Genomic DNA, 23,581 nt, shown 5'->3' on the forward strand with positions numbered 1-23,581 from the left:
GCCGCATGGCCGGCATCCGCGGCCAGCTCAAGTCGATCGGGCTCGAACCCTATGACTGCCTCAACCCGGGCCTGATGGACTACATCGCCACCTGGACGGCGAAGAAGTCGGGAGCGTTGGCGGCATAGTCTGCATTGCCGCGTCGGGGGGCGTGGCAATCGCGCCGAAAGACGTCGCCATCGATCTGGCTTGATGCGGGAGCACCAGGGCTTGCTACGGCTGCAGTCTGCCGGGCCGCCCGCGGCCGAGCGAGCCGTCGGTGCGGGCTTGCAGATAAGCATAGATCTCGTCCACATAGGGTGCGAAGTTGGGATCGCCGGCGAACCCCTTCATCACCGAGCCGCCGTCGGCACGGCCGTTGAGCACGGCGCGCCGGAAGGCTTCGATGTCGGGCAGTCGGCTGACCAGGGACGGCGCGAAGGTCGACCCCACGCCGTCAGGGCCGTGGCAGCGGTCGCAGCCCGCGTGGTAACGCCTGAAACCGTCATAGGTCCGCGCGTCGGCCTTGCCGTCGACGACCCTGTAGAATTTTCCGGGAGTGGCGGCTTCCTGCCCCGCCGCGCCTGCGCCGGCCGCGAGACTCAGGACAGCGGAAGCCAGGACAACCGTCTGCGGCAAGCTACCCATTTGTCTGTCATCCAATAGCGACGGCGGGGGCCTGCTGCGTCGCTTCGCTCTTTGCTTCGCCCCAGTGCAACAGAATGAGCACCCCCGCACGTTCCAACCAGCCCGATTCAGGGCGCGGTGGCAGACGTCTTGACCGGCTCCGCGCTATCCAGCGTCAGGTCGTTCTCCGCGGCGGTGGCCGGAACGAAGTTCGGGTCGCTGACGAGCAGTGCCTTGCCGTCGCGCAATATTTCGAAATCGATCGACGGTTGGCCGACGGCCTGCGGCACGGAGATCATCATGCGCTGGCCCGGCGCGAGCGTGGAGACGACGCGGACCGGCTGCTGCTCGGCCCCGGACGCCATGGTCGCGACGACCCGGTAGCCGTCCCGCTCGACCGTGTAATAGACGGCGCCGCTGAAGCTGCCGAGCTGGATGCTGTGGCCGCTGCCCGGTGCCAGTTCCGATGCCGCCGCGCCACCCGTGGCAGCGAGCAGCGCAAATGCAAATGCGCTAAAACGTCTGGTCATCGCTATCTCTCCCTTCGGTTCAGCGAACTCCCGGACAGGCGCCCTGCCTGGGATATCAGCTGACTTGAGCCTACGCGCCGCCGTCTTCGCGCACATCGGTACGATCACCCAAATTTCGGCTGTCACCTTCCTAATTTCGCGGGATCACGGTGCGGCGGTGGAGAGCAGCCACGGCTCTCCGCGCAGCCTGAGCAGCACTTCCATCCGGTTGGCGGCGTTGAATTTGCCGAGCACCGCCGAAACCTGGTGCTCGACTGTGCGCGGCGATCGCGACAGGGTCCGGGCGACCTCCTTGTTGCTCTTGCCCTCCGCGATCAGCGCGAGCACCTGCTGCTCGTGCTGCGTCAGGCCGAGCGGGTGCTGGCGGGCGGCCGTGTACGGGCCCCGGCGCATCTTCGGCAGCCGGCCGGCGATGCCCAGCCGCTGTGCCTGCTTGCGCGCCAGCATCGCGGCGGGGCGCGCCTCGAGCGCCTCCAGCCTTGTCACGGCGCTCGCCAATGCCATCGCGGCATCGGCGCCCCGCACCTGCATCAGCGCAAGCGCCGCCTCGTAGGGAAGGCCCAGGCGCTCCCATTCCTTGGCCGACGCAGACGGATCGCCGCCAAGTTCGACCGCGCGCCGCCATGGAATGCGTGCGGTCGGCGCCGGCAGCGGCTCCTTCATCCCGGATCGCCGCCACCAGACAGCCAGCTCGCCGAGGTCGGAAGGGCGGAAATTGGCGAGGTCCATCGCGGCCAGCGCCGTCAGCTGCTCGTGTCCGGCCGCGCGGTCCTCGGCAAGCCAGGCGGCCTCTGTCAGCGCCATACGGACCGGCACGATACGTTGCAGTTCGCCGGTCGGCAGTCCCTCCTCCAGAGCCTGCTGCAACAGGGCAGGGCCGCCTCCTTCGCCAAGCCGCACGCGCACCCTGCCAAGCACGGTGAGCGCCGGCAGGTGCATGACCACCGGCAGGGGTTCCAGTTTCATCACGCCCTGCGCTATGGTCTCGGCGTCGCGAAAGCGGCCCTGTTCCATGCGAAGCTGCGCCTGCCGGCCGAGCAGATACTGCGCCGGCGAATCGAGGTCATGCCGGGCGGCGAACACGATGCCCTCGGAGAGCAGCCGCTCGGCGAGCGCGAAATCCTTGGACACTACCGCATATTCGGCATAGTTGGTGTAGGCTCGCGCCGCATGGTCGTGGAATCCGTGCTCGAGCGCGAGCGCCAGGCTTTCCTCCATCCGTTCGCGACCGCCCGGTCGGTCGTCGAACAAAAGCGAGGTGCCGACATTGTTCAAGGCATGGACGCGGGTTTCGACCTCGTCCAGCCGGTCGGCCAGGGTGATCGCGCGCAGGCCCCACTCAATCGCCTCGTCGAAGCGGTAGTGCAGCATGTGCAACTGCGAGCAGGTGCTGTAGGCCATCGCCAGTTCCGGCCCGGGCGGCAGGTTCTCCACCTCGCGCACCGCCTCGTTGGCAAAATGCTCCGCCTGCTCGCCTTCGCCGCGGCGCCAATGCAGCCTGGAAAGGTTGCGCAGGTTGAGGCTGACCTTGTCGGGGCGCCCAAGCTCGCGCCAGAGCTGAATGGCGCGATGCCGCGCTTCGATGATCGTGTCATAGACCTGCAGCGCCAGTCCGGCCTCGTAGGCCCAGGATTCGTAGAGCTGGGCGGCCTCGGCCGGCGGCGACTGCGCGATGTATCTGAGCGCCGTCGCCAGATGCGCGGCCGCTTCACGATGCGCGCCCAGGCGCGCAGCCTGCGCCGCGGCCAGCGGCGCGAGTTCGAGGACGCGCGCGCCGTTGTCGGCGGCTGCGGCATGGTGCACCCGGCGTGCGAGCTGGGTGCTTGCCTGCGCCGCCGGAAGCCCTGCTATCGCTGCCTCCACCTTGGCATGAAGCGACCGCTGAAGGCTGGGCGACAGCCGCTCGAGTGTCGCCTGCCTGGCAAGCTCGTGGCGGAAGGTCAGCGCCCCCAGAGCGTCCCGCCGCAGCAATCCGCGAGCTACGCAGCGGTCCACGACAGCGTCGACCTCGGGGCCGAGAAGGGCGCGGATCAGCCAAGGCTCCACGCTGCCCGGCTCTATGCTCATCATCTCCAGCACCTCGCGCTCGCCGTCCGTCAGGCGCGACAACCGCGACCACACGGCGTCGCGGATGGAATCGGGAACATGCCCCGCTTCCGCCTCCCTGCTCGCCAGAAGCTCGGAGACGAAAAACGGATTGCCAGCGGTGATCTGGTATAGATCGGCACCGGCGCGGCCAGACTGTTCGGCCAGTGCAGTGACCGCCTGGGGTGAAAGCGGCTTCAGCGCGATGCGGGTCAGCGATGCCGCGGGCAGGTCGCCTTTTATATGCGTGAGCGGATGGTCGCCGACAAGTTCGTCGCTGCGCGCACTAAGCACCAACATCGCGCGAAGCACGGAAATGCGACGGCCGAGATATCGGATGAGATCGAGCGTTGCATTGTCGGCCCAGTGCACGTCCTCGAAAACGAGGACTGTGGTTCCTAACCTGTGCTGAAGCGCATCGAGGAGCGCCGGAAAGAGCCGCTCGGGCGCGGCCCCCTGGTCGAGCAGCGTTGCGACCTCGGGGTCGAGCGCCCGCGCCATGTCCTGCAGGGGCCCGAGCGGACGGGGCGTGAAAAGCGCCTCGCACCAGCCCCACAGCACCCGACAGCCTTCGTCCGCGCGCTCGGTGAATTCCTGCAGCAGCGCAGTCTTGCCTATCCCGGCCTCGCCTTCGAGCAGCACGATGCCGCCCCGACCCTCGGCGGCACCGGTCGCGGTTGCCAGCAAAGTTTTGAGAGGTCCCTCTCGCTCGAGCAGCATTGGCGCAACCGTTTCCAGAACATGTCGCCCAAGAATGCCCCGCGTTTGCCACATGCTTAGAAACAAGACAGTGGAGCGCCTCACAAAAGGCGGATCGAACACGACGCGCTTCAAGCCGGGAGTGTATCCCAACCAGGCTTGCTTTCCATTAGAATTGCTTAAAATAAGGCCGAATCCCGGCGGGCCCGATCACTTCCCGATACCGGCGTCGCAAATCGACTGCGAGTGGCCGACGCCGAAACCGATTGGCCGCAGTGCACCTTATCTTGATCTTAGGGATCGGCTGTTCGACCGGCTGAAAGCAGACATCGCCGGCGAATGCCCGTTAAATTGTAGCGCGGCCCGTTACCGATCCTTAGCCATGGTTGAAACTGCCCGGCGCCGTTAACGTCACGGTTGCTCTGCCTCTGCGATGTTTCCCGCCTGAACACGCACCAGGGTGGGCCATCCATGATTGACCATATTCGCTCGCTGCTCGAGCAGCATCCGATGATTCCAGTGAATTTCGGCGCGCTCGCCGACGACGCCAATCTCTACGACGCGGGACTGACGTCCTTCGCCTCGGTGCAGATGATGCTGGCGCTCGAAGAGGAGTTCGACATCGAATTCCCCGAGACGATGCTGACTCGGCGCACCTTCTCTTCGCTCGCCAACATCGCGGACGCCGTTTCGCAACTGACGCGCAAGGCGGCGTAGCGCCATGAACGTGTTGAGAAAAATCGAGGCCGCTTCGATCGCGGAAGCGCCGGAAGCCGCAACCGAACGCATGCGCCGCGTCGCCGAGATCGCCGCCGGCCATGCCGATCCCGTCGACAAGGAAGGCCGTTTCCCGGCCGAAACGGTCGAGGCGCTGAAGCGCGAGCGCCTGCTCGGCGTGGCGATCCCGATCGAACATGGCGGCGAGGGGCTCGGCACGATGCAAATCGCCGATCTCATCGTCCAGCTCGGCCAGGCCTGCGGCTCGAGCGCTATGATCTATGCAATGCACCAGATCAAAACGTCGAGCTTCGTCACTCATGGCGGCGCCAGCGATTGGCACCGGGCCTATATGCGGCACATCGCCGACGAGCAGCTGCTGATGGCTTCGGCGACGACGGAGGCCGGCATCGGCGGCAATTTGCGCAATTCGATCTGCGCGGTCGAGGTTGCCGGCGGGCGCTTCGCGCTAACCAAGGAAGCCACCGTCATCTCCTACGGCAACTATGCCGACGCCATCCTCGCCACGGCGCGGCGCGATCCGGATGCGGCAAGCTCCGATCAGGTAATGGTAGTGATCCCGGCCGATGCCAACCGCTCACTGGACCGTACATCGGTGTGGGATACGCTCGGCATGCGCGGCACCTGCTCCGACGGCTTTCACCTGGTCGCCACGGGTGACGCGGCGCAGATATTTCCGAAGCCGTTCTCCGAGATCGCGGCGCAGTCGATGCTGGCCAGCTCGCACATTTTCTGGGCGGCGACCTGGTTTGGCATCGCCGCCGACGCCTTCAACCGGGCACAGGCCTTCGTCAAGGCGGCGGCGCGCAAGCAGCCGGACGCCATGCCGCCGGGCGCGCTGAGGCTCGCCGAGGCGGCCGCCCTTTTGCAGGAGATGAAAGGGCATCTGGCCGCCGCCATCCGCCGCTTTGAAGCGGCCAAAGGCGACGACGACGCGCTGTCTTCGATCGGCTTCGCCGCCGAGATCAACGCGCTGAAGGTCGCGGCCAGCGAGAAGGCGGGCGCGGTGGTGCGTCTCGCCATGCTGGTCAACGGCATCCTCGGCTACAAGAACGGCACCCCGTTCAGCGTCGGTCGGCATCTGCGCGATGTAACCTCGGCGCCGGTGATGATCTCCAACGACCGCATCCTTTCGAATACCGCGACGCTCATGCTGATGAGCCGCTTCGACACCGGCCTGGGAGACTGAGATGGACGCCAAGACTTTCGATGCCAAGTCGCTGCTCGACAGCCTGTTCGAGAACGGCATCCTGTTCGAATCCGGCATCGACGGGCTCTACGGCCGTTCGGGCGCATTCGAGGAAGTGATCGAGCGGTTCGAGCGTCTCGTCACCCGCCTCGGCGCGCCAGACAAGGCCACCCGGATCCATTTTCCGCCGGGCATGAGCCGCGCGACGCTGGAGAAGAGCGGCTACATGAAGAGCTTTCCGCAGCTTGCCGGCTGCGTGCACTCCTTCATGGGCGGCGAGCGCGAGCATGCGCAGCTGCTCGGCATGATGGCGGATGGCGGGGACTGGACGGAGCTGCAGAAGGCGACGGATGTCGCGCTGACGCCGGCGGCCTGCTATCCGCTCTATCCCACGGTCGCCGCGCGCGGCCCGGTGCCGGCGCAGGGCCTGCTTTTCGAACTCTCCTCGTATTGCTTCCGCCATGAGCCGTCGAAGGACCCGGCGCGCATGCAGCTCTTCCGCATGCGCGAATTCGTCAAGATCGGCACGGCCGAGCAGGTGCGCTCGTTCCGCGAAAGCTGGCTGAAGCGTGGCAAGGCGATGATCGAGTCGCTCGAGCTTCCTTGCGAGGTCGATCTCGCCAATGATCCGTTCTTCGGCCGCGGCGGCAAGATGATGGCCAACAATCAGCGCGACCAGGGCTTGAAATTCGAGCTGCTGATCCCGGTGACCAGCATCGAGAAGCCGACCGCCTGTCTGAGCTTCAATTATCATCAGGATCATTTTGGCCGAACCTGGGGGCTTACGTTCGCCGACGGGGAGCTCTGCCATTCGGCCTGCGTCGGCTTCGGGCTGGAACGCGTGGCGCTGGCGCTGTTCCGCCATCACGGGCCGGACGCCGCGGCCTGGCCGGCGGCGGTTCGCGACGTGCTGTGGGGCGTCTGACATGCGCAGCGCCATCGCCGGCATCGATCCGGCCAGCTACCGGCCGCACCGGCTGCACGATCCGGAACGGCGCTGGCCGCAGACCAACTGCTATGTCGATCTCCTGATCGAGGTTCTGCACGCGACCGACCACGATCCGGTTGCGGCGCTCGGCTTCACCGTGGCGCAGGATTTCGAGGGCGATCAGTTCACCTTCTTCAAGTTTCCGACCGCCGATCTGCAGAGGCTGGCCGGGCTGGACATCCAGGAACTGGCGGTCTTCGACAGGCTGGAGACGCATGTGCTGGCCCAGGTCGAACTAGGCCGGCTGCCGCTTGTCGAGGTCGATGCCTTCTACCTGCCCGACACCAAAGGCATCACCTATCGCAACGGCCATTCCAAGACCACGGTCGGCATCAACGCGCTCGATCCCGAGCGGCGGCAGATGCGCTACTTCCACAATGACGGCTACTTCGCGCTCGAGGGCGAAGACTATGACGGCATTTTCGGGCAATGGGACGATGTGCCGGCCGGCGGCTTGCCGCTGTTTCCTTACGCGGAATTCGTGAAGTTCGACGCCACGCGTCCGGCCCGTGACGCGGTCGGGACCGCGGCGGCGCTGCTCGCGCATCACCTCAAGCGGCGGCCGAAGCGCAATCCGCTCGCCGCCTATGCGGCTGCGTTCGGCCGTCACGCCGAAACGTTGGCGAGCCGGTCGCCGGACTATTTCCATACCTATGCCTTCAATACGCTGCGGCAGGTCGGCGCGAATTTCGAACTCCTCGGCAGTCATCTCGAATGGCTGGGGCAGCATGGCGAAACCTGCCTGGCCGAGGCGGCGCAAGCCGCTGGCGAGATAGCCGAGGCCGCCAAGGTCATGCAGTTCAAGCTCGCCCGCGCCATGGCGCGGCAGCGGTTCGAGGGGCTGGCCGAGGCAATCACGCCGATGGCGCGGGCTTACGAAACGGTGATGGACGTGCTGGACGCCCGCGTGGCGGGTGTCGCCTCCAAGGCGGCGTAGGGGCCGGCCGGGGCGCGTTTGGGCAGGGGTGTGTGAATGGACGCCACGGTGTCGAGCGCCGACGCGGCCGAATTGTTGGACCGGGGCTGGCGGATGGCCATCTCCGCGGCCGGCGCTTGGACCTCGCCGGACGATATCGACGCAAACGCCGAATGGCTGAACGCTGCCTGCCCCGGCACGGCGGCGGGCACTCTGGAAGCACATGGCCGCTGGGACCGCAAGCAGCCGACCCCGCTGCACGACCGCGATGTCTGGTACAGCCGCAGGCTCGACACGACCGGTCCGGTGCGGCTGGTATTCGAGGGTCTGGCGACCATCGCCGAAGTCTGGCTTGCCGGCCGGCTGCTGTTCACCTCGACCTCGATGTTCGAGCGCCATGAGGCTGCGGTGACGCTTTCGGGCGGCGAGCAACTCGCCATCGCCCTGCGCAGCCTCGACCGTCATCTGGAGACGGCGACCGGTCCGCGCGCCCGCTGGCGTCCGCGCATGATCGACGACCAGCGGCTGCGGCTGGTGCGCACGACATTGATCGGCCACATGCCGGGCTGGTGTCCGAACTTCGATGTCGTCGGGCCATGGCGTCCGGTCAAGCTGATCCGCGAAAATGGCGGGCAGCGCATCGTCGATGCCGACATTTGCGCCAAGCTCGACGGAACCACCGGGCATCTTGCCGTTGCGATCACCCTTGCTGAGCCCTTCGACGGTGCGCAAACGGCGCATGTCAGCTGCGCCGGAGCGCGCACGCGCCTCGAGGTCGAGAGGCCCACCCGGCTGACGGCGGAACTGGACATCGCCGGTGTCGCCCCATGGTGGCCGAACAGTCATGGCGAGCCGGCGCTGCACGAAGTGACGGCGACGCTCGGCGCGGTGCGCCACCGGCTGGGCCGGGTCGGGTTCCGCCGCATCGAGATCGATCGCGGCGCCGACGGGCGCGATTTTCGCCTGGTCGTCAACGGTGTGCCTGTCTTCTGCCGCGGCGCCGTCTGGACGCCGTCCGATCCTGTGCGGTTGCCATGCGAGCGGCACGAGATCGAGCGCGACCTCGATCTCGTACGCCAGGCCGGCGTCAACATGCTGCGGATCGGCGGCACGTTCACCTACGAGGGCGATGCCTTCCATGAGTTATGCGACGAGATGGGCATCCTCGTCTGGCAAGATCTGATGCTCGCCAATTTCGATTATCCGGCGAAGGACGAGACCTGGCGGGCGGCGCTGGCGCGCGAGGTGGAAAACCTGCTGAAGCGGCTTCGACATTCGCCGTCGCTGGCGGTGCTGTGCGGCGGCAGCGAGGTGGCGCAGCAGGCGGCGATGCTCGGCATGCCGGAGGCGATGGATCCGACGCCCTGGTTCGATGCGGTCGTGCGTCCGGCCGCGCAGGAGATGCTGCCCGAGCTCGCGCTGGTGTCCTCGTCGCCCTCCGGCGGCAGCTTGCCCTTTGCCGCGGATGGCGGCCCGACGCATTATTACGGTGTCGGCGCCTATTGCCGGCCGCTCGAGGACGCGCGGCGCGCTGAGGTGCGTTTCGCCAGCGAGTGCCTCGCCTTCGCCAACGTGCCGGAACAGGCGACGCTGGACAGGCATCTACCCGTTCCGCCGGGCCACGATCCGCGCTGGAAGGCCGGCGTGCCGCGCGATGCGGGCGCGTCATGGGACTTCGAGGACGTGCGCGAGCACTATCTGGAGACGCTGTTCGGCGTCGACGCGCGCCGGCTGCGCATGGAGGATCCGGCGCGCTACCTCGACCTCTCGCGCGCCGTGACCGCCGAGGTGGTTGAACGCACGATCGACGAATGGCGCAGACCAGCCTCGCCGACGGCGGGTGCGCTGCTGTTCTTCTGGAAGGACCTTCGCCCGGGCGCCGGGTGGGGCGTCGTCGATTCCACCGGACGGCCGAAATCGGTCTGGCATGCGCTCAGGCGCGCTTTTGCGCCGCTCAGGCTGACGCTCAGCGACGAGGGCGTCAACGGGCTCGGCATCCATCTCGTCAATGATGGGGCAAAGGCCGTCGAGGCGACGCTGTCGCTTGCGTGCCTGCGCGATGGCGTCACCCCGGTGGTGACGGCGCGCCAGCCGGTCACCGTGCAGGCGCGCGCGGCTCGGTCGTTGCCGGCGTTCTCGCTGCTCGGCGCCTTCTTCGACCTGTCTTATGCCTATCGTTTCGGTCCGGCCGGTCACGAGGTAACCGTGGCGAGGCTTGAAGGCGGCGACGGAGAGATCCTGGCCGAGGCCTTCCACGTGCTGCCCGGCGTCATGATCGCGCGGCGCGATGTCGGCCTGTCGGCGCGATTGGTGCGCGGACAGGACGGCTGGCGCCTGCGGCTCGCCTGCAACCGCGCCGCTTATCACGTCGCCATCAAGGACGAGCGGTTCCTCCCGCGCGAGAATAGCTTCCACCTGATGCCGGGTGCGGAGAAGGAAATTTGCCTGGACGGGCCGCCCTCGGCCATCCCGGCCGGCGTCGTGACGGCGCTGAATGCCGACCGCGACATAGCCTACGATGCGCCGCAAGCCGACAATGCAGAAATCGGGGCAGAGATCAGACGACCGTTCGAGCCCGCCAGGAGCATGGCATGAAGGGGATCGTCTTCGCCGACACGATCGGCTGGCTCAATGAAGGCAAAGGCACCGTGGGGCGCAGCCGTGGCGTCGTCATCGCCGGGGCGCATGGGCATGAGGACCTGTGCAGCCGGCGCTTCCTGAAGCTGCTCGCAGACATGGTGGCCGAAAGCGGTCTGCCGACGCTGCAGTTCGACTATCCTGGCTGCGGCAACGCTGCCGGCGATCATTCGACGCCCGGCCAGGTGCGTGCGTGGACGGCGAGCATCGGCGCCGCAATCGACCGGCTGAAGCAGGATTGCGGCGTGGCTGACGTCATTTTGGTCGGCTTCCGGCTGGGCGCGCTGCTGGCGCCGCTGGCGGCGGCCGGACGAAACGACGTGGCCGGTCTCATGCTGCTGGCCCCGCCGTCCTCCGGCAAGGCCTATGTCCGCGAGATCACAGCCATGTCGCGCATGATCGACGCGCCGCTGGCCAGCCGTTCGGCGGGCGAGGGGCCTTTCACCGAGGGGCGCGAGGCGGCCGGCTTTCGGATTTCGCATGAGACGCTGGCCGAGCTTGCGGCGCTCGACTGGCGGAAGGCCGCAGCAGACCTTCCATCCCTGCCGATGCTGGTGCTTACCAACGGCAAGCCGTTCGCCGCTGACGAAATTCGTGGAGAAAGGGCGAACGTCGGGGATATCACCACGGCCGAGTTCGACGGCTATCCTCTGTTGATGTGCGACCCGACCGCCAACCGGATTCCGGCCGCCGCTCTCGATCGTTGTGCGACTTGGATGGCCGGCCACGCCGGCGAGGCGGTCACAGGAAAGGCCATGTTGCCGGCAATGGGGCCACGCGACGCCTCGGAGGTCCTGGTCGGTCCGCACTATATGGAAGAGCCGGTCCTGATCGGACCGGAGCCAAAGATCTGCGGCGTGTTTTGTCGGCCGCGCCGCCGCCAGACTGCGGCCGAGCCGGTGATCTTTCTCAATGCGGGCGGCGTGCCGCACGTCGGCTGGGCGCGTGGCACCGTGGAAGCGGCGCGAGAACTCGCGGCGGAAGGGCTGCCTTCGCTGCGCATCGATCTGCCCGGACTTGGCCTCAGCGGTCAGACCGAACCAGGGCGCCTGTTTCTCTACGATGAGCGTACCCGCCATGATGTCAGCCGTGCGGTCAACTGGATGGAACGAGCGGGCTATTCTTCTGTCGGTCTGGTCGGCGTCTGCGCCGGCGCTTTCCAGGCTTTTCACGCCGCGCGGGCCGACCGGCGGATATGCGCGCTGACCATGATCAACCCGCTCTGCTTCGCCTGGAACAGTTCCTACGCGCTGGAGATGGCGGTCTGGAAGACTTACGAGACTTCCAAGGCCGTGTCCGCGCGGAACGCCGCCGTCATGGAGGAGAGCCCCGACCCGGACGCTCCGGCATGGCGCGGGATCGCTTCGCGCCACGCCCGGCTGATCGTCCGGCGCGGGCTGGAGGCGATCAAGTCTACGCTGTCGATGCTGCATCCGGCCGCGCTGGCGGGACAGCGGCGGGTGGAACGCTGGATGCGTGAGCTTTGCGGCCGGGGCGTGCGGGTTCTCCTGGTGACCTCGGAAGGCGACTTGAGCCTGAAGGAGATCGCCCGCCATTTCGGCCCGGAGGAAGAGCGGCTTGACAGGATTCGAGGCGTGACCAGGGTGTCTCTGCCAAACGCCGACCACACGCTCACACCCCATCATGCAAGGCGCGCCATGATCGCCCGCCTGATCGATCACGGCGGCGTCAGGCGTGACGGCCACGTTCGTTCCGACAACCTGCTCGCGACGACAAGCCCGTCCTTCCTGGCGCCCTAGGCGCTTGTAGGCGCGCAGTGCTGCCCGGTATCGCAGGCTGAGGAAACGGATAATAGCGGAATCGCTGATGGGCAGAGTACGGCCGATCGCCTGCTGACTTGACGCGGAACCACAACTTTTCTCCAAAGTTGTGCAGGGAAAGGAACCTGTACGATGCCGAAATCAACGCAACGGGAAAAAGTCCGCAAACCAAACCCATCCGACCCCAATCCGAAGGACAAGCCGCCGAGGGATACGCGTGAAAAACCGACGCCGAATCCGGATGGTCCTAGCGAATTGCCCGATACGAGCACGCGAGAAGAGGTCGAGACAATCAGGCCTAATCTGAAGCGCTAAAGCGCGTCACGTCGAAACGGATTGGGCTCATAGCCCGATCCTGACATTCATGTCTCGATTGCTACGGCAGGTCGGCCGCGTTTGACACATCCGATCAATCTAGCCGACGGATAGCCGCTTGCGACAATTGTCTCGACCAGGGCGCTGGCGCTGCCGGGCTCGCAGGCAATCAGCAACCCACCTGAAGTCTGTGGATCGGTAAGCAGATCGCGCCGCCAGTCCGCCATGCCTTCATACTGCCGCACCGCATCGCCGTAACTTGCCCAATTGCGCCGCGACGCGCCGGTGACGAAGCCTTGTTTTGCAAGTGATGGGGCCTGTGCAAAGACCGGAATGTCGCGGTCGCGGATCACGAGCTCGCAGGCTGAGCCGCGCGCCATCTCAAGGGCGTGTCCGAGCAGGCCAAAGCCGGTCACATCGGTCATCGCATGCACGTCTGGGTCCTGGGCGAGCTCCGCTCCGATCCGGTTGAGAAGGGTCGTCGAGGCAATCATCTTTTCATAGCCGTCAGGCGACAACGCCTGCTTTTTGACGGCCGCTGAATAGATCCCGACGCCGAGTCCCTTGGTCAGGATCAGCGCATCTCCCGGTCTGGCCCCCGAATTGCGCCGGATGTCCGCCGGCCGGCAGATGCCGGTCACGGCAAGCCCGTAGATCGGTTCCGGTGAGTCGATCGAATGGCCGCCCGCGACCGGTATCCCTGCCGACGCGCAGATGTCGCGGCCGCCTTTCAGGATTTCCCGCACCGTATGCGTCGGCAATTTCTCGATCGGCATTCCGACCATGGCCAAGGCCATGATCGGCCGGCCGCCCATTGCATAGACGTCGGAGAGTGCGTTGGCCGCCGCGATCCGGCCGAAATCGTAAGGATCGTCCACCATCGGCATGAAAAAATCGGTGGTCGCAATCACGCAGGTCGCGTCGTCGATCTGCCAGACTGCGGCATCATCCCCGGTTTCCGTACCGACAAGGAGCTGCCTGAAGGGGCTGGGTTCCGCCTGCTCGGCAAGAAGCTGCTGAAGGACGGAGGGCGCCAGCTTGCAACCACAACCGCCGCCATGAGCAAGGCTGGTCAGGCGCGGAGGTGCTTCGGTGATATCGCCCCGCGACGCGGGAGCCGTTTCCAAGACCACGCGATACTGTAGGACCACGTTCCGAAAAGCGTCAATCGCATTTTCCTGCGCGAAACATTTGCCGACTTCGATCTGCGCTCTAAGTGTTTGACATTACGCCAATTCGGCTCAAAATGGCGTGCGTATCCCTTGGTTCTGGATGCCCCTATGGGCATGGAATTCGGGAGGAAATCCAGATGAATGTTGAACTCTCACGGCGCGCGTTCCTGCAGACGGCAGGCGCGGGTCTCGCCGGCACGACATTGGGAGCTTTCGGCTTCGCCGACATCGAGGTCGCGCATGCGGCGGCGATACGGCCCTTCAAGCTCGCGACCACGGTCGAGACGCGCAACACCTGCCCCTACTGCTCGGTGGCCTGCGGCATCATCATGTATTCGAAAGGCGATCTCAGAAAGGGCGAAAAGGCCGAGATCACCCATATCGAGGGCGATACCGATCACCCGACCAATCGCGGCACCTTGTGCCCCAAGGGGTCGGCTCTGCTCGGCTTCGTAAAATCTCCGACCCGGCTGCAGCATCCATTGATCCGCAAGCCCGGGTCCGACAAGTTCGAGCCGATAGGCTGGGAGGAGGCGCTGGATCGCATCGCCCGCCTGATGAAGGACGATCGCGACAAGAACTTCGTCGCCAGGAACAATGACGGCGTGACGGTCAACCGGTGGATCACCACGGGCTTTCTCGCCGCCTCGGCTTCGACCAATGAAACCGCGTTCGCGACCTACAAGGTGGTTCGCAGCGCGGGCATGCTGGTGTTCGACAACCAGGCACGTGTCTGACACGGCCCGACGGTGGCGAGTCTCGCCCCAACATTCGGCCGCGGCGCAATGACCAATTCCTGGACCGACATCAGGAACACGGATCTTGTTGTGATCATGGGCGGCAATGCCGCCGAAGCACATCCTTGCGGCTTCAAATGGGTCACGGAAGCGAAGGCCAACCGCGGCGCCAAGCTCATCGTCATCGATCCGCGCTTCACCCGCTCAGCCTCGGTATCAGACGTCTATGCGCCGATCCGCCAGGGAACGGACATCGCCTTCCTGCTCGGGCTCATCAACTACTGTGTCCGGAACGACAAGGTGCAATGGGACTATGTGAAGGCATTCACCAACGCGGCTTACGTCGTCAAGGAGGGCTTCACTTACAAGGACGGCTTGTTCTCCGGCTATGACGAGGCGAAGCGGGATTACGACAAGTCCACCTGGGATTACGATATCGGGCCGGACGGCTTCGCCGTCGTCGACGAAACCCTGGCCAATCCCCGTTGCGTCTGGAACCTGCTCAAGAACCACGTCGCGGTCTATACGCCGGAGATGGTCGAACGCATCTGCGGCACGCCGGCGGAGAAATTCCTGCAGGTAGCCAAGATGGTTGCCGAAACGTCCGCGCCGAACAAGGCGATGACGTCGATGTATGCGCTCGGCTGGACCCAGCACTCGAAGGGCTCGCAGAACATTCGCGCCATGGCCATGCTGCAGCTCGTGCTCGGCAATATCGGCATTCGCGGCGGCGGGATGAATGCATTGCGCGGCCATTCGAATATCCAGGGGCTGACCGACATCGGGCTGATGTCGAACCTGCTGCCCGGCTATCTCACGCTGCCGACACAAAAGGAGCCGGATCTCGCCACCTATATGTCGACGCGCGGTTTCAAGCCGCTGCGGCCGAACCAGATGAGCTACTGGCAGAACTACAAGAAGTTCTTCGTAAGCTTCCAGAAGTCGATGTGGGGCGACGCGGCGACGCCGGAGAACGACTTCGCCTATGACTACCTGCCGAAGCTCGACCTGCCGGGCTATGATCTTCTGCGTGCCTTCGAACTGATGCACCAGGGTAAGATGAACGGCTATTTCTGCCAGGGCTTCAACCCGCTGCAGGCAGCTCCGAACAAGAAGAAGGTGATCGAGTCGCTCTCGAAGCTCAAATTCCTCGTCATCATGGATCCGTTGGACACGGAGACGGGGCGGTTCTGGGAGAACCACGGGCCGTACAACGATGTCGATCCGTCGCAGATCCAGACGGAAGTCTACCAGCTGCCCTCAACCTGCTTCGCCGAGGATGACGGCTCGCTGGTCAATTCGGGGCGCTGGCTGCAGTGGCATTGGGCCGGCGGCACGCCCCCCGGGGAGGCCAAGCGCGACACGTGGATCATGGCGCAGCTCTATCTCCGCCTCAAGGAGCTCTACACCAAGGAAGGCGGAGCCTTCCCCGATCCGATCGTCAAGCTCACCTGGCCTTATGCCGATCCCAGCGATCCGAAGGCCGAGGAGCTTGCCCAGGAGATCAACGGCAGGGCGCTCGCCAGGGTGACCGACACGGCGGATCCGACGAAGGTGCTGGCCGAGCCCGGCAAGCTGCTGCCGGCCTTTGCGGCGTTGCGCGACGACGGTTCGACCGCTTGCGGCTGCTGGATCTATTCCGGCTGCTTCAACGAGAACGGCAACAACATGGCCCGGCGGGATACGACCGATCCGGACGACGCCGGCTTCTATTCGAAATGGGCGTTCTCATGGCCCGCCAACCGCCGCATCCTCTACAACAGGGCCTCGGCTGACCTTACCGGAAAACCCTGGGATCCGAGCCGCAAAGTGATCGAATGGGACGGCGCCAAGTGGTCGGGCTACGACGTGCCCGACATCGTGCCCACTGCCAAGCCGGATCAGGTCGGCCCGTTCATAATGAACCCGGAAGGCGTCTCGCGCCTCTTTACCCGGGGCATGATGCGGGACGGTCCATTCCCGGCGCACTACGAGCCGTTCGAGTCGCCGATCGTCAATCCGGTGGCGCCCAAGGTCCGCGGCAATCCAGCAGCCCGCGTGTTCCAAGGCGATATGGCCCAGTTCGCCGAAGCGGCTTCGCAGGAGTTCCCCTATGCGGCGACCTCCTACCGCCTGACCGAGCATTTCCACTTCTGGACCAAGCACGTCATCGTCAATGCGGTGATGCAGCCGGAGTTCTTCGTGGAGATTTCGGAACAGCTAGCGGCCGAGAAAGGCATCACCAAAGGCGGATGGGTGCGCGTCTGGTCGAAGCGCGGCTCGGTTGTGGCCAAGGCCATGGTCACCAAGCGGATCAGGCCGCTCACCTGCGACGGCAAGACCATTCACATCGTCGGCATACCGCTGCACTGGGGCTTCACCGGAGCGGCAAAGAAAGGCTTCGGTCCGAACATGCTGACGCCTTTTGTCGGCGACGCCAATATCGAGACGCCGGAATACAAGGCGTTCCTGGTCAATATCGAGCCCGCTCCAGGGCCGGTAGCATAGGAGGATCAAACGATGTTTCCTCCCCTTCCCAATCCTTCGACGACGGACACAGCCTCGCGTTTTTCCGAGAAGGACCTCATCCGCCGCTCGGCGTCGACCGTGCCTGCCCCCGAGAAGCAGCTGACGGAAGTCGCCAAGCTCATCGATGTCTCGAAATGCATCGGCTGCAAGGCCTGCCAGACCGCCTGCCTCGAGTGGAACGACACGCATCCGGAGGTCGGCGTCTTCGCCGGCGCCTTCGAGAATCCGCCCGACCTGACGCCGGACATGTTCACGCTGATGCGCTACAGCGAATGGGACAATCCCGAGACGAACGAGCTCGAATGGCTGATCCGCAAGGACGGCTGCATGCATTGCGCCGATCCCGGCTGCCTCAAGGCGTGCCCGGCGCCGGGCGCGATCGTGCAGTATTCGAACGGCATCGTCGATTTCGTCCACGAGAACTGCATCGGCTGCGGCTACTGCATCAAGGGCTGCCCGTTCAACATCCCGCGCATCTCAAAGGTCGACCACACGGCCTACAAATGCACGCTCTGCTCCGACCGCGTGGCGGTCGGTCAGGGTCCGGCTTGTGCCAAGGCCTGCCCGACCCAGGCGATCGTGTTCGGCACCAAGGATGAGATGAAACAGCACGCCGACGGCCGCATCAAGGACCTCAAGTCGCGCGGCTTCGTCAATGCCGGCCTCTATGATCCGCCGGGCGTCGGCGGGACACATGTAATGTATGTGCTGCATCATGCCGACAAGCCCGAGATCTACAGCGGCCTGCCCAGGGACCCGAGGATCAGTCCGCTGGTCGAGGCGTGGAAAGGTGTGACCAAATATGCGGGCCTCACGGTGTTGGGCGTGGCGGCCGGCGTCGGCTTGCTCCACCATTTGATCATGGGACCGAACAGGGTAACCGAGGCGGATGAGGAGCATGCCGAAGAGTTGACGGAAGGCGACAGCCATGAGCGCCGATGACGTGAAGCCGAACGAACAGGTACATCCCGGCAAGCCGGTGATCGTGGACCGCTACACGGTGGGGGCGCGGATCAACCACTGGATCACTGCGGCGAGCCTGATCCTGCTCGCCCTATCGGGCCTTGCGATGTTCCACCCGAGCCTGTTCTTCCTGTCCGGCCTTTTCGGCGGGGGACAGTTCACACGCTTCATCCATCCCTGGATCGGCGTCGTGCTCTTCTTCAGCTTCCTTGGACTTTTCCTTCGATTCTGGAAGGCCAATCTGTGGAGGCGCGAGGACGGGACGTGGCTCGGCCGTTTCCGCGACGTGCTGGCCAACCACGAGGACAATGTTCCCGAGGTCGGCAAGTACAATGCCGGCCAAAAACTCGTCTTCTGGTCAATGTCGGTGCTGATTGTGATCCTCATCTCCAGCGGATTGGCGGCATGGGATCAATATTTCTCCCAGTATACGACAATCGATCAGAAGCGCGTGGCCATACTTATCCACTCCATAGCTGCGGTGGCGATCATCGGCGTCTGGATCGTCCATTTCTACTCGGCCATCTGGGTGCGCGGCACCATTCCCGCCATGACGCGCGGACGGGTGACCGGCGGCTGGGCCTGGCGGCATCACCGCAAATGGCTGCGGGAGCTCGTCACCAAATCGAGCAAGGAAACAGGATCATCGGGATCGAAGCCCGCCGAATAGAGCGGGCGCTGGTCGGATGACTTTCCCGCCCTAGTTTTGTGTTTGCACATGATTTTGTGCCGGTCAGGCAACCACGTGACCCGTGCGGTTCGTGAGGCTCGAATGCCAAGACAGATCATTCCGGCGGGTTCCGACCCCACCGCCATAGGCGAGGTCTCCGCCCCTCCCTTTGCCCGCCTTCCAGAGCCTGCAAGTCTGTTCTCTCGCCGCGCGCAGCGGTGGAACGCGCTGGCGGCAGGCCATGAGCTGGGTCCCTATCTTCGCTTTCTTGCCGCTCTCGCCGATGTGCAGCACCGTAGTCAGGAGGGCCTGGCGGAGCCAGAGATGCCTGATGCCGCGGCGCGCGAGCGCGCGCGCAGTTTTGGAATGCCGCCGCTCGACCGCAACAGCCTCGCGCTCGACATGGCCGTAGAGACACTCGACCGCCTGATCGCCGCGGCGTCGGAGATCGAGAAGCCGGTCGCCGCGGCCGATGCGCTGGACCGTTTGAGGCAGGGCGCTCCGGCGAAGCGCGCCAGCATGGCGCGCAATGTACTGGCCGGCGCGATCCCGATGGAGGCGCTCGCCGAGCACGTCTATGCCGCCGCCGCGCTGCAGGTTCACTTCGCCCGTCTCGCCGCCCGCCTCGACGCCCCTGCGCTGGTGCCGGTAGGCGAGGGCGCATGCCCCGCCTGCGGAGGCCCGCCGGCATCCTCGATCATCGTCGGCTGGCAGGGGGCTCATGGGTCGCGCTTCTGCGCATGCTCGCTGTGCGGCACGCTGTGGAACTATGTGCGCATCAAATGCACGTTGTGCGGCTCGACCAAGGGCATCGGCTACCAGGAGATCGAGGGCGGGGCGGGCACGGTGAAGGCCGAGACCTGCGATTCCTGCGGCTGCTATGTGAAGATCCTGCATCAGCACAAGGATCCCGGTCTCGACCCGATCGCCGATGACGTGGCAACGCTTGGCCTCGACATGCTCGTGCGCGAAACCGGCTATCGCCGCGGATCGTTCAACCCGTTCCTGATCGGCTATTGAGGGTGCGATGTCCGATCTGCCCGCAACTCGCCTGCGCGATCTCCCATCAGTCGATCGGGTGCTGAAGACGCCGCTCGCGGCTGCGGCGGTCGAGCGCTTCGGGCAGCAGTCCACGACGCGCGCCATCCGCGATGTGCTCGAAGAAGCGCGGGCAGTGTGGCACACCGGGGCCGCGGTGCCTGATCCGTGCGACATCGCCGCCGACGCGCTTGTCCGGCTCAAGACCGCCGAGCACCCATCGCTGCGCCCGGTTTTCAACCTGACCGGCACTGTGCTGCACACCAATCTCGGCCGTGCGCTCATCGCGAACGAAGCTGCCGAGGCAATGCGCGCCGCCATGCGCGAGGCAGTGGCGCTCGAATTCGATATCGGGACCGGCAGACGCGGCGAACGCGACGATCATCTGCGCATGCTCATATGCGAGCTCACGGGGGCCGAGGACGCGACCATCGTCAACAACAACGCGGCCGCGGTCCTCCTCGTCCTCAACACGCTCTCGCTTGGCCGCGAGGCGATCGTGTCGCGTGGCGAGCTGATCGAGATCGGCGGCGCGTTCCGCATGCCGGACATCATGACCCGCGCGGGAGCGAAGCTCGTTGAGGTCGGGACCACCAACCGTACGCATCCCAGGGACTATCTGTCGGCCATCGGTCCGGCAACCGGACTCGTGTTCAAGGTGCACACGTCAAACTACCGGATCGAGGGGTTCACGGCGGAGGTGCCGGCGCGCGAGCTTTCGGCAATCGCCAGGGAGCGCGGCGTGCCTCTCGTTCACGATCTTGGCTCGGGTACGCTCATCGATCTTACCCAATATGGCCTCAGGCACGAGCCGACCGTGGGCGAGGCGATCGCGGACGGCGCCGATCTCGTCACTTTTTCGGGCGACAAGCTGCTCGGAGGGCCGCAGGCAGGTTTCGTCGTCGGCAGGAAGGATCTTGTTGCCGAGGTCAACCGAAACCCGATGAAGCGGGCGCTTCGCGTCGACAAGCTCCGGCTGGCCGCGCTGGAGGCGACGCTGAAGCTCTATCGCAACCCGGATCGCCTGGCCGAGCGTTTGCCGACGCTCAGGCTGCTCGCGCGCCTCGCCGTCGATATTGCCGCGCAGGCCCAGCGCTTGGCTCCCCTGCTCTCCAACGCTCTGGGCGATCAATTTATAGTGCAAGTGACGGAGTGCCGCAGCCAGGTCGGATCGGGTGCAATGCCGCTCGATACCTTGCCGAGCGCCGGGCTTGCTCTTAGCCCCCATTCAGGCAGCGGTCAGGCCCTGGAAGCACTCGCAGCCGCCTTGCGCGCGCTGCCTGTTCCGGTGATCGGGCGCGTCGAAAAGCGGGCGCTCGTGCTTGACCTGCGTTGCCTTGAAGACGAAGCCGGTTTTGTGGCCAATCTCGCAAACTTCTCTCCGGGAGGCAGCGGCGGTGCGATGGCTTGATCATCTCGCGCGCAAGGCCGCCCCGGCATCTGCGGCCGACCAGTCGGCCGCGGCCCTCGAGGCTGCCAAACGGGGCGACTACGCCACAGCGCTCGGCATTTGGGAGCCGCTGGCGCGGTCCGGATCGGCTCGCGCCCAAAACAATATCGGCGCCTGCTTCGCCGAGGGGCTCGGCGTCGAGCGTGACTGCAGTCTTGCTTTTCGCTGGCTGGCGCTGGCCGCCGAAGCCGGCGATCCGGTCGGGCAGCGGAACCTCGCCTCGCTCTGTTTCCGTGGCGAAGGCGTCGAGCAGAATTACCGCCGCGCGGCCGAGCTCTATCGGGCCGCGGCGGAGCAAGGCGACGGACCGGCGCAGGACATGCTGAGCTGGATGCTGCTCGAGGGTGAGGTGATCGAGCCCGACATTGCCGAGGCGCGGCGCTGGGCGCAGGCCGCCGCCGGGCGAGGGATCGCATCGGCGATGACCCGTGTCGGCATGCTCTATCACGATGGGCTCGGCGTGCCGCGCGATCCTGCCGAAGCGGTCCGCTGGTGGCGCAAGGCGGCATTGCGCGCCGACGCGGACGGTCAGGCCATGCTCGGCGCCGCCTGTCATCTCGGCGCCGGCGTTCCCGCCGACGCTGTCGAAGCCTATACATGGCTGCTGCGTGCGCGGGCAGGCGGCAGTGCTCTCGCAGGCCGGTATATCGACGCACCGCGCGGCGCGCTCACCGCGGACGATATTGCCGAGGCCGAGCAGCGCGCCGCACTGCCGCTCGAGGAGCCTGCGCCATGATCGTCGGCACGGCGGGACATGTCGACCACGGCAAGACCGCGCTGGTGCAGGCACTGACCGGCGTCGATACGGACCGGCTCCAGGAGGAGAAGGCGCGCGGCATGACGATCGACCTCGGCTTCGCCTATCTTCCGACGCCGAGCGGGGACGTCGTCGGGTTCATAGACGTTCCCGGTCATGAGCGCTTCGTTCACACCATGGTCGCCGGCGCCAGCGGCATCGATTTCGTGCTGTTGGTCGTGGCGGCCGACGACGGCGTCATGCCGCAGACGCGTGAACACCTGGCGATCGTCGATCTCCTTGGCGTCAGGCGGGGGCTGGTCGTGCTCTCGAAGTGCGATCTGGCCGACCCGGCACGACGCGCAGCCGTTGCCGCGGACATCAGCGCCGCCGTTGCCGGTACCGCCTTGGAGGAGGCTGAGGTTGTCCCGGCCTCCACCATCACGGGCGAGGGCATCGATGACCTTCGGCGCCTGCTGGCCGAGGAGGCATCGCGCTTTGCCAAGCGCTCAGCCGCGGGCCGCTTTCGATTGGCGGTCGACCGCTGCTTTACCCTGCATGGCATCGGCACTGTCGCGACCGGCACCGTCCTCTCAGGTTCAATTGACGTAGGCAACAGCGTGGTGGTGAGCCCGCCAGGGCTTGCCGCGCGCATTCGCTCGATCCACGCTCAGAACCACGTGGCAGAGCGCGGCCGAGCCGGAGACCGCTGCGCGCTCTGTCTGACAGGCGACGGCGTCAGCAAGGAGGCGATCCGCCGCGGAGACATGCTCCTCGATCCCGCGCTTCATGCGCCGGCGGACAGGATCGACGCCGAGTTGCGCCTGCTGCCCCGCGAGCCAAGGCCGATCGGGCAGTGGTTCCCGGTGCGGCTCCACCACGCCGCTGCCGAGGTCGGGGCCAGGATTGTGCTTCTCGGCGACCAGCCTATAGCGCCGGGCGGCGCGGCCAAGGTTCAGATTGTTTTGGAGAGCCCGATCGCCGCAGCGGCCGGCGACGCCTATGTGATGCGTGACACCACCGCGCAGCGAACCATCGGCGGCGGACGTTTCATCGACCTCAGAGGTCCGAGCCGGAAACGCCGCTCACTGGAACGGCTGGCCATGCTCGAAGCATCCGCCATCCCGGCTCCGGAAAAGGCCGTCGCTGCGCTGCTCGACACGCCTCCCCGCTATCTGGACCTCGCAGCCTTCGCACGCGATCGTGCCCTCGGCGCCCACGAGGTCGCAAGCCTGATCGATCGTCTCGGCCTTGCCACGATTTCCGTCGGGGAGACGCCGTTCGTGGTCTCGTCGATGCGTTGGGCTCGGTTCAGGCGCGACCTGAGCTCAATCCTGGAGGCCTTTCATGCCGGCAACCCGGATTTGCCGGGTATCGGAATGGAAAAGCTGCGCCTTCAGCTTGATCCCTGTCTTCCTGCGCCGGCCTTCGCTGCCGCGACGCGAAACCTGGTCCGCGTCGGTCAGATCGAGCTTGACGGCGCCTGGATACGGCTTCCGGGACATCAGGTCCGCCTCGCGGCCAGGGAAGAGGCCCTCTGGCGCGAGATCGAGCCACGGCTAGCTGGCCCGGTGAAATTCCATCCCCCAAGAGTGCGCGACATCGCAAGCGAGCTTGCCCGGCCGGAAGCGGAAATCCGCAAGGTCCTGAAGCTCTCCGGACGCATCGGCATAGTGCATGAGGTTGCGCATGATCACTTCTTCCTTCACTCGGCGCTGGGCGAGATCGTCGAGATCGTCTGCGATCTGGCGGCCGAGCATGACGGACGGTTCAGCGTCGCGCAGTTTCGCGACAGTGCGGGCAGCGGGCGCAAGGTCGCTGTC

16 protein-coding genes and 2 pseudogenes are annotated in these 23,581 nt (G+C 65.6%); 14 read left to right on the forward strand and 4 right to left on the reverse strand.

The features are described from left to right. A pseudogene (locus RFM40_RS27915) lies at positions 1–128 on the forward strand (S-(hydroxymethyl)glutathione synthase); the annotation flags it as partial. A gap of 85 nt (positions 129–213) precedes the next feature. Here the strand turns inward: RFM40_RS27915 and RFM40_RS27920 are convergent. From RFM40_RS27920 to RFM40_RS27930, 3 genes are all read right to left on the reverse strand, one after another. Continuing rightward, positions 214–627, reverse strand: coding sequence for a c-type cytochrome (locus RFM40_RS27920; protein ID WP_320220887.1), 414 nt, complete (start codon positions 625–627; stop codon positions 214–216). A gap of 107 nt (positions 628–734) precedes the next feature. Further along, a complete protein-coding gene (locus RFM40_RS27925; protein ID WP_320229706.1) occupies positions 735–1,136 on the reverse strand; it encodes a hypothetical protein in 402 nt (133 codons plus the stop codon). 144 nt (positions 1,137–1,280) lie between these two features. After that, positions 1,281–3,941 carry an ATP-binding protein gene (locus RFM40_RS27930; RefSeq protein WP_320229707.1) on the reverse strand — a complete coding sequence of 887 codons (2,661 nt, stop codon included), beginning with the start codon at positions 3,939–3,941 and terminating at the stop codon, positions 1,281–1,283. Between the two features lie 450 nt (positions 3,942–4,391). Between RFM40_RS27930 and RFM40_RS27935 the strand changes: the two genes are divergently transcribed. The 6 genes from RFM40_RS27935 to RFM40_RS27960 all read left to right on the forward strand — a co-directional run bounded on the left by RFM40_RS27935 (position 4,392) and on the right by RFM40_RS27960 (position 12,148). After that, on the forward strand, positions 4,392–4,637 hold the full coding sequence (locus RFM40_RS27935; RefSeq protein WP_292338453.1) for an acyl carrier protein: 246 nt from the start codon (positions 4,392–4,394) through the stop codon (positions 4,635–4,637). A 70-nt stretch (positions 4,638–4,707) separates the two neighbouring features. Beyond that, entirely contained in the window at positions 4,708–5,847 is a 1,140-nt protein-coding gene (locus RFM40_RS27940; RefSeq protein ID WP_320229744.1) for an acyl-CoA dehydrogenase family protein, read from the forward strand. 1 nt (position 5,848) lies between these two features. Further along, positions 5,849–6,772: an amino acid--[acyl-carrier-protein] ligase gene (locus RFM40_RS27945; RefSeq protein WP_320220884.1), complete on the forward strand. Its 924-nt coding sequence runs from the start codon at positions 5,849–5,851 to the stop codon at positions 6,770–6,772. A 1-nt stretch (position 6,773) separates the two neighbouring features. After that, positions 6,774–7,772: a DUF1839 family protein gene (locus tag RFM40_RS27950; protein ID WP_320229708.1), complete on the forward strand. Its 999-nt coding sequence runs from the start codon at positions 6,774–6,776 to the stop codon at positions 7,770–7,772. A 36-nt stretch (positions 7,773–7,808) separates the two neighbouring features. Further along, complete coding sequence (locus tag RFM40_RS27955) at positions 7,809–10,346, forward strand: glycoside hydrolase family 2 protein (protein WP_320229709.1); 2,538 nt, start codon at positions 7,809–7,811, stop codon at positions 10,344–10,346. Further along, positions 10,343–12,148: an alpha/beta fold hydrolase gene (locus tag RFM40_RS27960; RefSeq protein ID WP_320229710.1), complete on the forward strand. Its 1,806-nt coding sequence runs from the start codon at positions 10,343–10,345 to the stop codon at positions 12,146–12,148. Before RFM40_RS27955 ends, RFM40_RS27960 begins: the two co-directional genes overlap by 4 nt. Before the next feature lie 383 nt (positions 12,149–12,531). Here the strand turns inward: RFM40_RS27960 and selD are convergent, their stop codons facing one another. Next, positions 12,532–13,581, reverse strand: coding sequence for a selenide, water dikinase SelD (gene selD, locus RFM40_RS27965; protein WP_320278625.1), 1,050 nt, complete (start codon positions 13,579–13,581; stop codon positions 12,532–12,534). A 212-nt stretch (positions 13,582–13,793) separates the two neighbouring features. Here selD and fdnG point away from each other — a divergent pair, with 212 nt between their 5' ends. From fdnG to selB, 7 genes and pseudogenes are all read left to right on the forward strand, one after another. Beyond that, positions 13,794–16,880, forward strand: a complete 3,087-nt coding sequence (gene fdnG / locus RFM40_RS27970) for a formate dehydrogenase-N subunit alpha (protein WP_320229712.1) — start codon at positions 13,794–13,796, stop codon at positions 16,878–16,880. A gap of 12 nt (positions 16,881–16,892) precedes the next feature. Then, a complete protein-coding gene (fdxH, locus tag RFM40_RS27975) occupies positions 16,893–17,843 on the forward strand; it encodes a formate dehydrogenase subunit beta (RefSeq protein ID WP_320229713.1) in 951 nt (316 codons plus the stop codon). After that, entirely contained in the window at positions 17,830–18,534 is a 705-nt protein-coding gene (locus RFM40_RS27980; protein ID WP_320229714.1) for a formate dehydrogenase subunit gamma, read from the forward strand. The genes fdxH and RFM40_RS27980 overlap by 14 nt, the downstream gene beginning before the upstream one ends. Positions 18,535–18,636: 102 nt before the next feature. Further along, positions 18,637–19,554 (forward strand): formate dehydrogenase accessory protein FdhE, encoded by a 918-nt coding sequence (gene fdhE, locus RFM40_RS27985; protein ID WP_320229715.1) that lies wholly within the window; start codon positions 18,637–18,639, stop codon positions 19,552–19,554. Positions 19,555–19,561: 7 nt separating this feature from the next. Then, positions 19,562–20,983 (forward strand): L-seryl-tRNA(Sec) selenium transferase, encoded by a 1,422-nt coding sequence (selA, locus tag RFM40_RS27990; protein ID WP_320229716.1) that lies wholly within the window; start codon positions 19,562–19,564, stop codon positions 20,981–20,983. After that, positions 20,970–21,758 carry a tetratricopeptide repeat protein gene (locus RFM40_RS27995; RefSeq protein WP_320229718.1) on the forward strand — a complete coding sequence of 263 codons (789 nt, stop codon included), beginning with the start codon at positions 20,970–20,972 and terminating at the stop codon, positions 21,756–21,758. The genes selA and RFM40_RS27995 overlap by 14 nt, the downstream gene beginning before the upstream one ends. Continuing rightward, positions 21,755–23,581 (forward strand): annotated as a pseudogene (selB, locus tag RFM40_RS28000) (selenocysteine-specific translation elongation factor); the annotation flags it as partial. The gene RFM40_RS27995 and the pseudogene selB, both read left to right, overlap by 4 nt.

This window comes from Mesorhizobium captivum, from assembly GCF_033977165.1.
In the GTDB taxonomy this organism is placed as follows: domain Bacteria; phylum Pseudomonadota; class Alphaproteobacteria; order Rhizobiales; family Rhizobiaceae; genus Mesorhizobium; species Mesorhizobium captivum.

Bases quoted from the DNA above. Each gene is read 5' to 3' on its own strand.
- fdxH (WP_320229713.1), top strand. From the start codon at position 16,893: ATGTTTCCTCCCCTTCCCAATCCTTCGACGACGGACACAGCCTCGCGT.
- RFM40_RS27980 (WP_320229714.1), top strand. From the start codon at position 17,830: ATGAGCGCCGATGACGTGAAGCCGAACGAACAGGTACATCCCGGCAAG.
- fdhE (WP_320229715.1), top strand. From the start codon at position 18,637: ATGCCAAGACAGATCATTCCGGCGGGTTCCGACCCCACCGCCATAGGC.
- RFM40_RS27955 (WP_320229709.1), top strand. From the start codon at position 7,809: ATGGACGCCACGGTGTCGAGCGCCGACGCGGCCGAATTGTTGGACCGG.
- RFM40_RS27925 (WP_320229706.1), bottom strand. From the start codon at position 1,136: ATGACCAGACGTTTTAGCGCATTTGCATTTGCGCTGCTCGCTGCCACG.
- RFM40_RS27930 (WP_320229707.1), bottom strand. From the start codon at position 3,941: ATGCTGCTCGAGCGAGAGGGACCTCTCAAAACTTTGCTGGCAACCGCG.
- RFM40_RS27935 (WP_292338453.1), top strand. From the start codon at position 4,392: ATGATTGACCATATTCGCTCGCTGCTCGAGCAGCATCCGATGATTCCA.
- RFM40_RS27945 (WP_320220884.1), top strand. From the start codon at position 5,849: ATGGACGCCAAGACTTTCGATGCCAAGTCGCTGCTCGACAGCCTGTTC.
- RFM40_RS27920 (WP_320220887.1), bottom strand. From the start codon at position 627: ATGGGTAGCTTGCCGCAGACGGTTGTCCTGGCTTCCGCTGTCCTGAGT.
- RFM40_RS27960 (WP_320229710.1), top strand. From the start codon at position 10,343: ATGAAGGGGATCGTCTTCGCCGACACGATCGGCTGGCTCAATGAAGGC.
- RFM40_RS27950 (WP_320229708.1), top strand. From the start codon at position 6,774: ATGCGCAGCGCCATCGCCGGCATCGATCCGGCCAGCTACCGGCCGCAC.
- selA (WP_320229716.1), top strand. From the start codon at position 19,562: ATGTCCGATCTGCCCGCAACTCGCCTGCGCGATCTCCCATCAGTCGAT.
- RFM40_RS27940 (WP_320229744.1), top strand. From the start codon at position 4,708: ATGCGCCGCGTCGCCGAGATCGCCGCCGGCCATGCCGATCCCGTCGAC.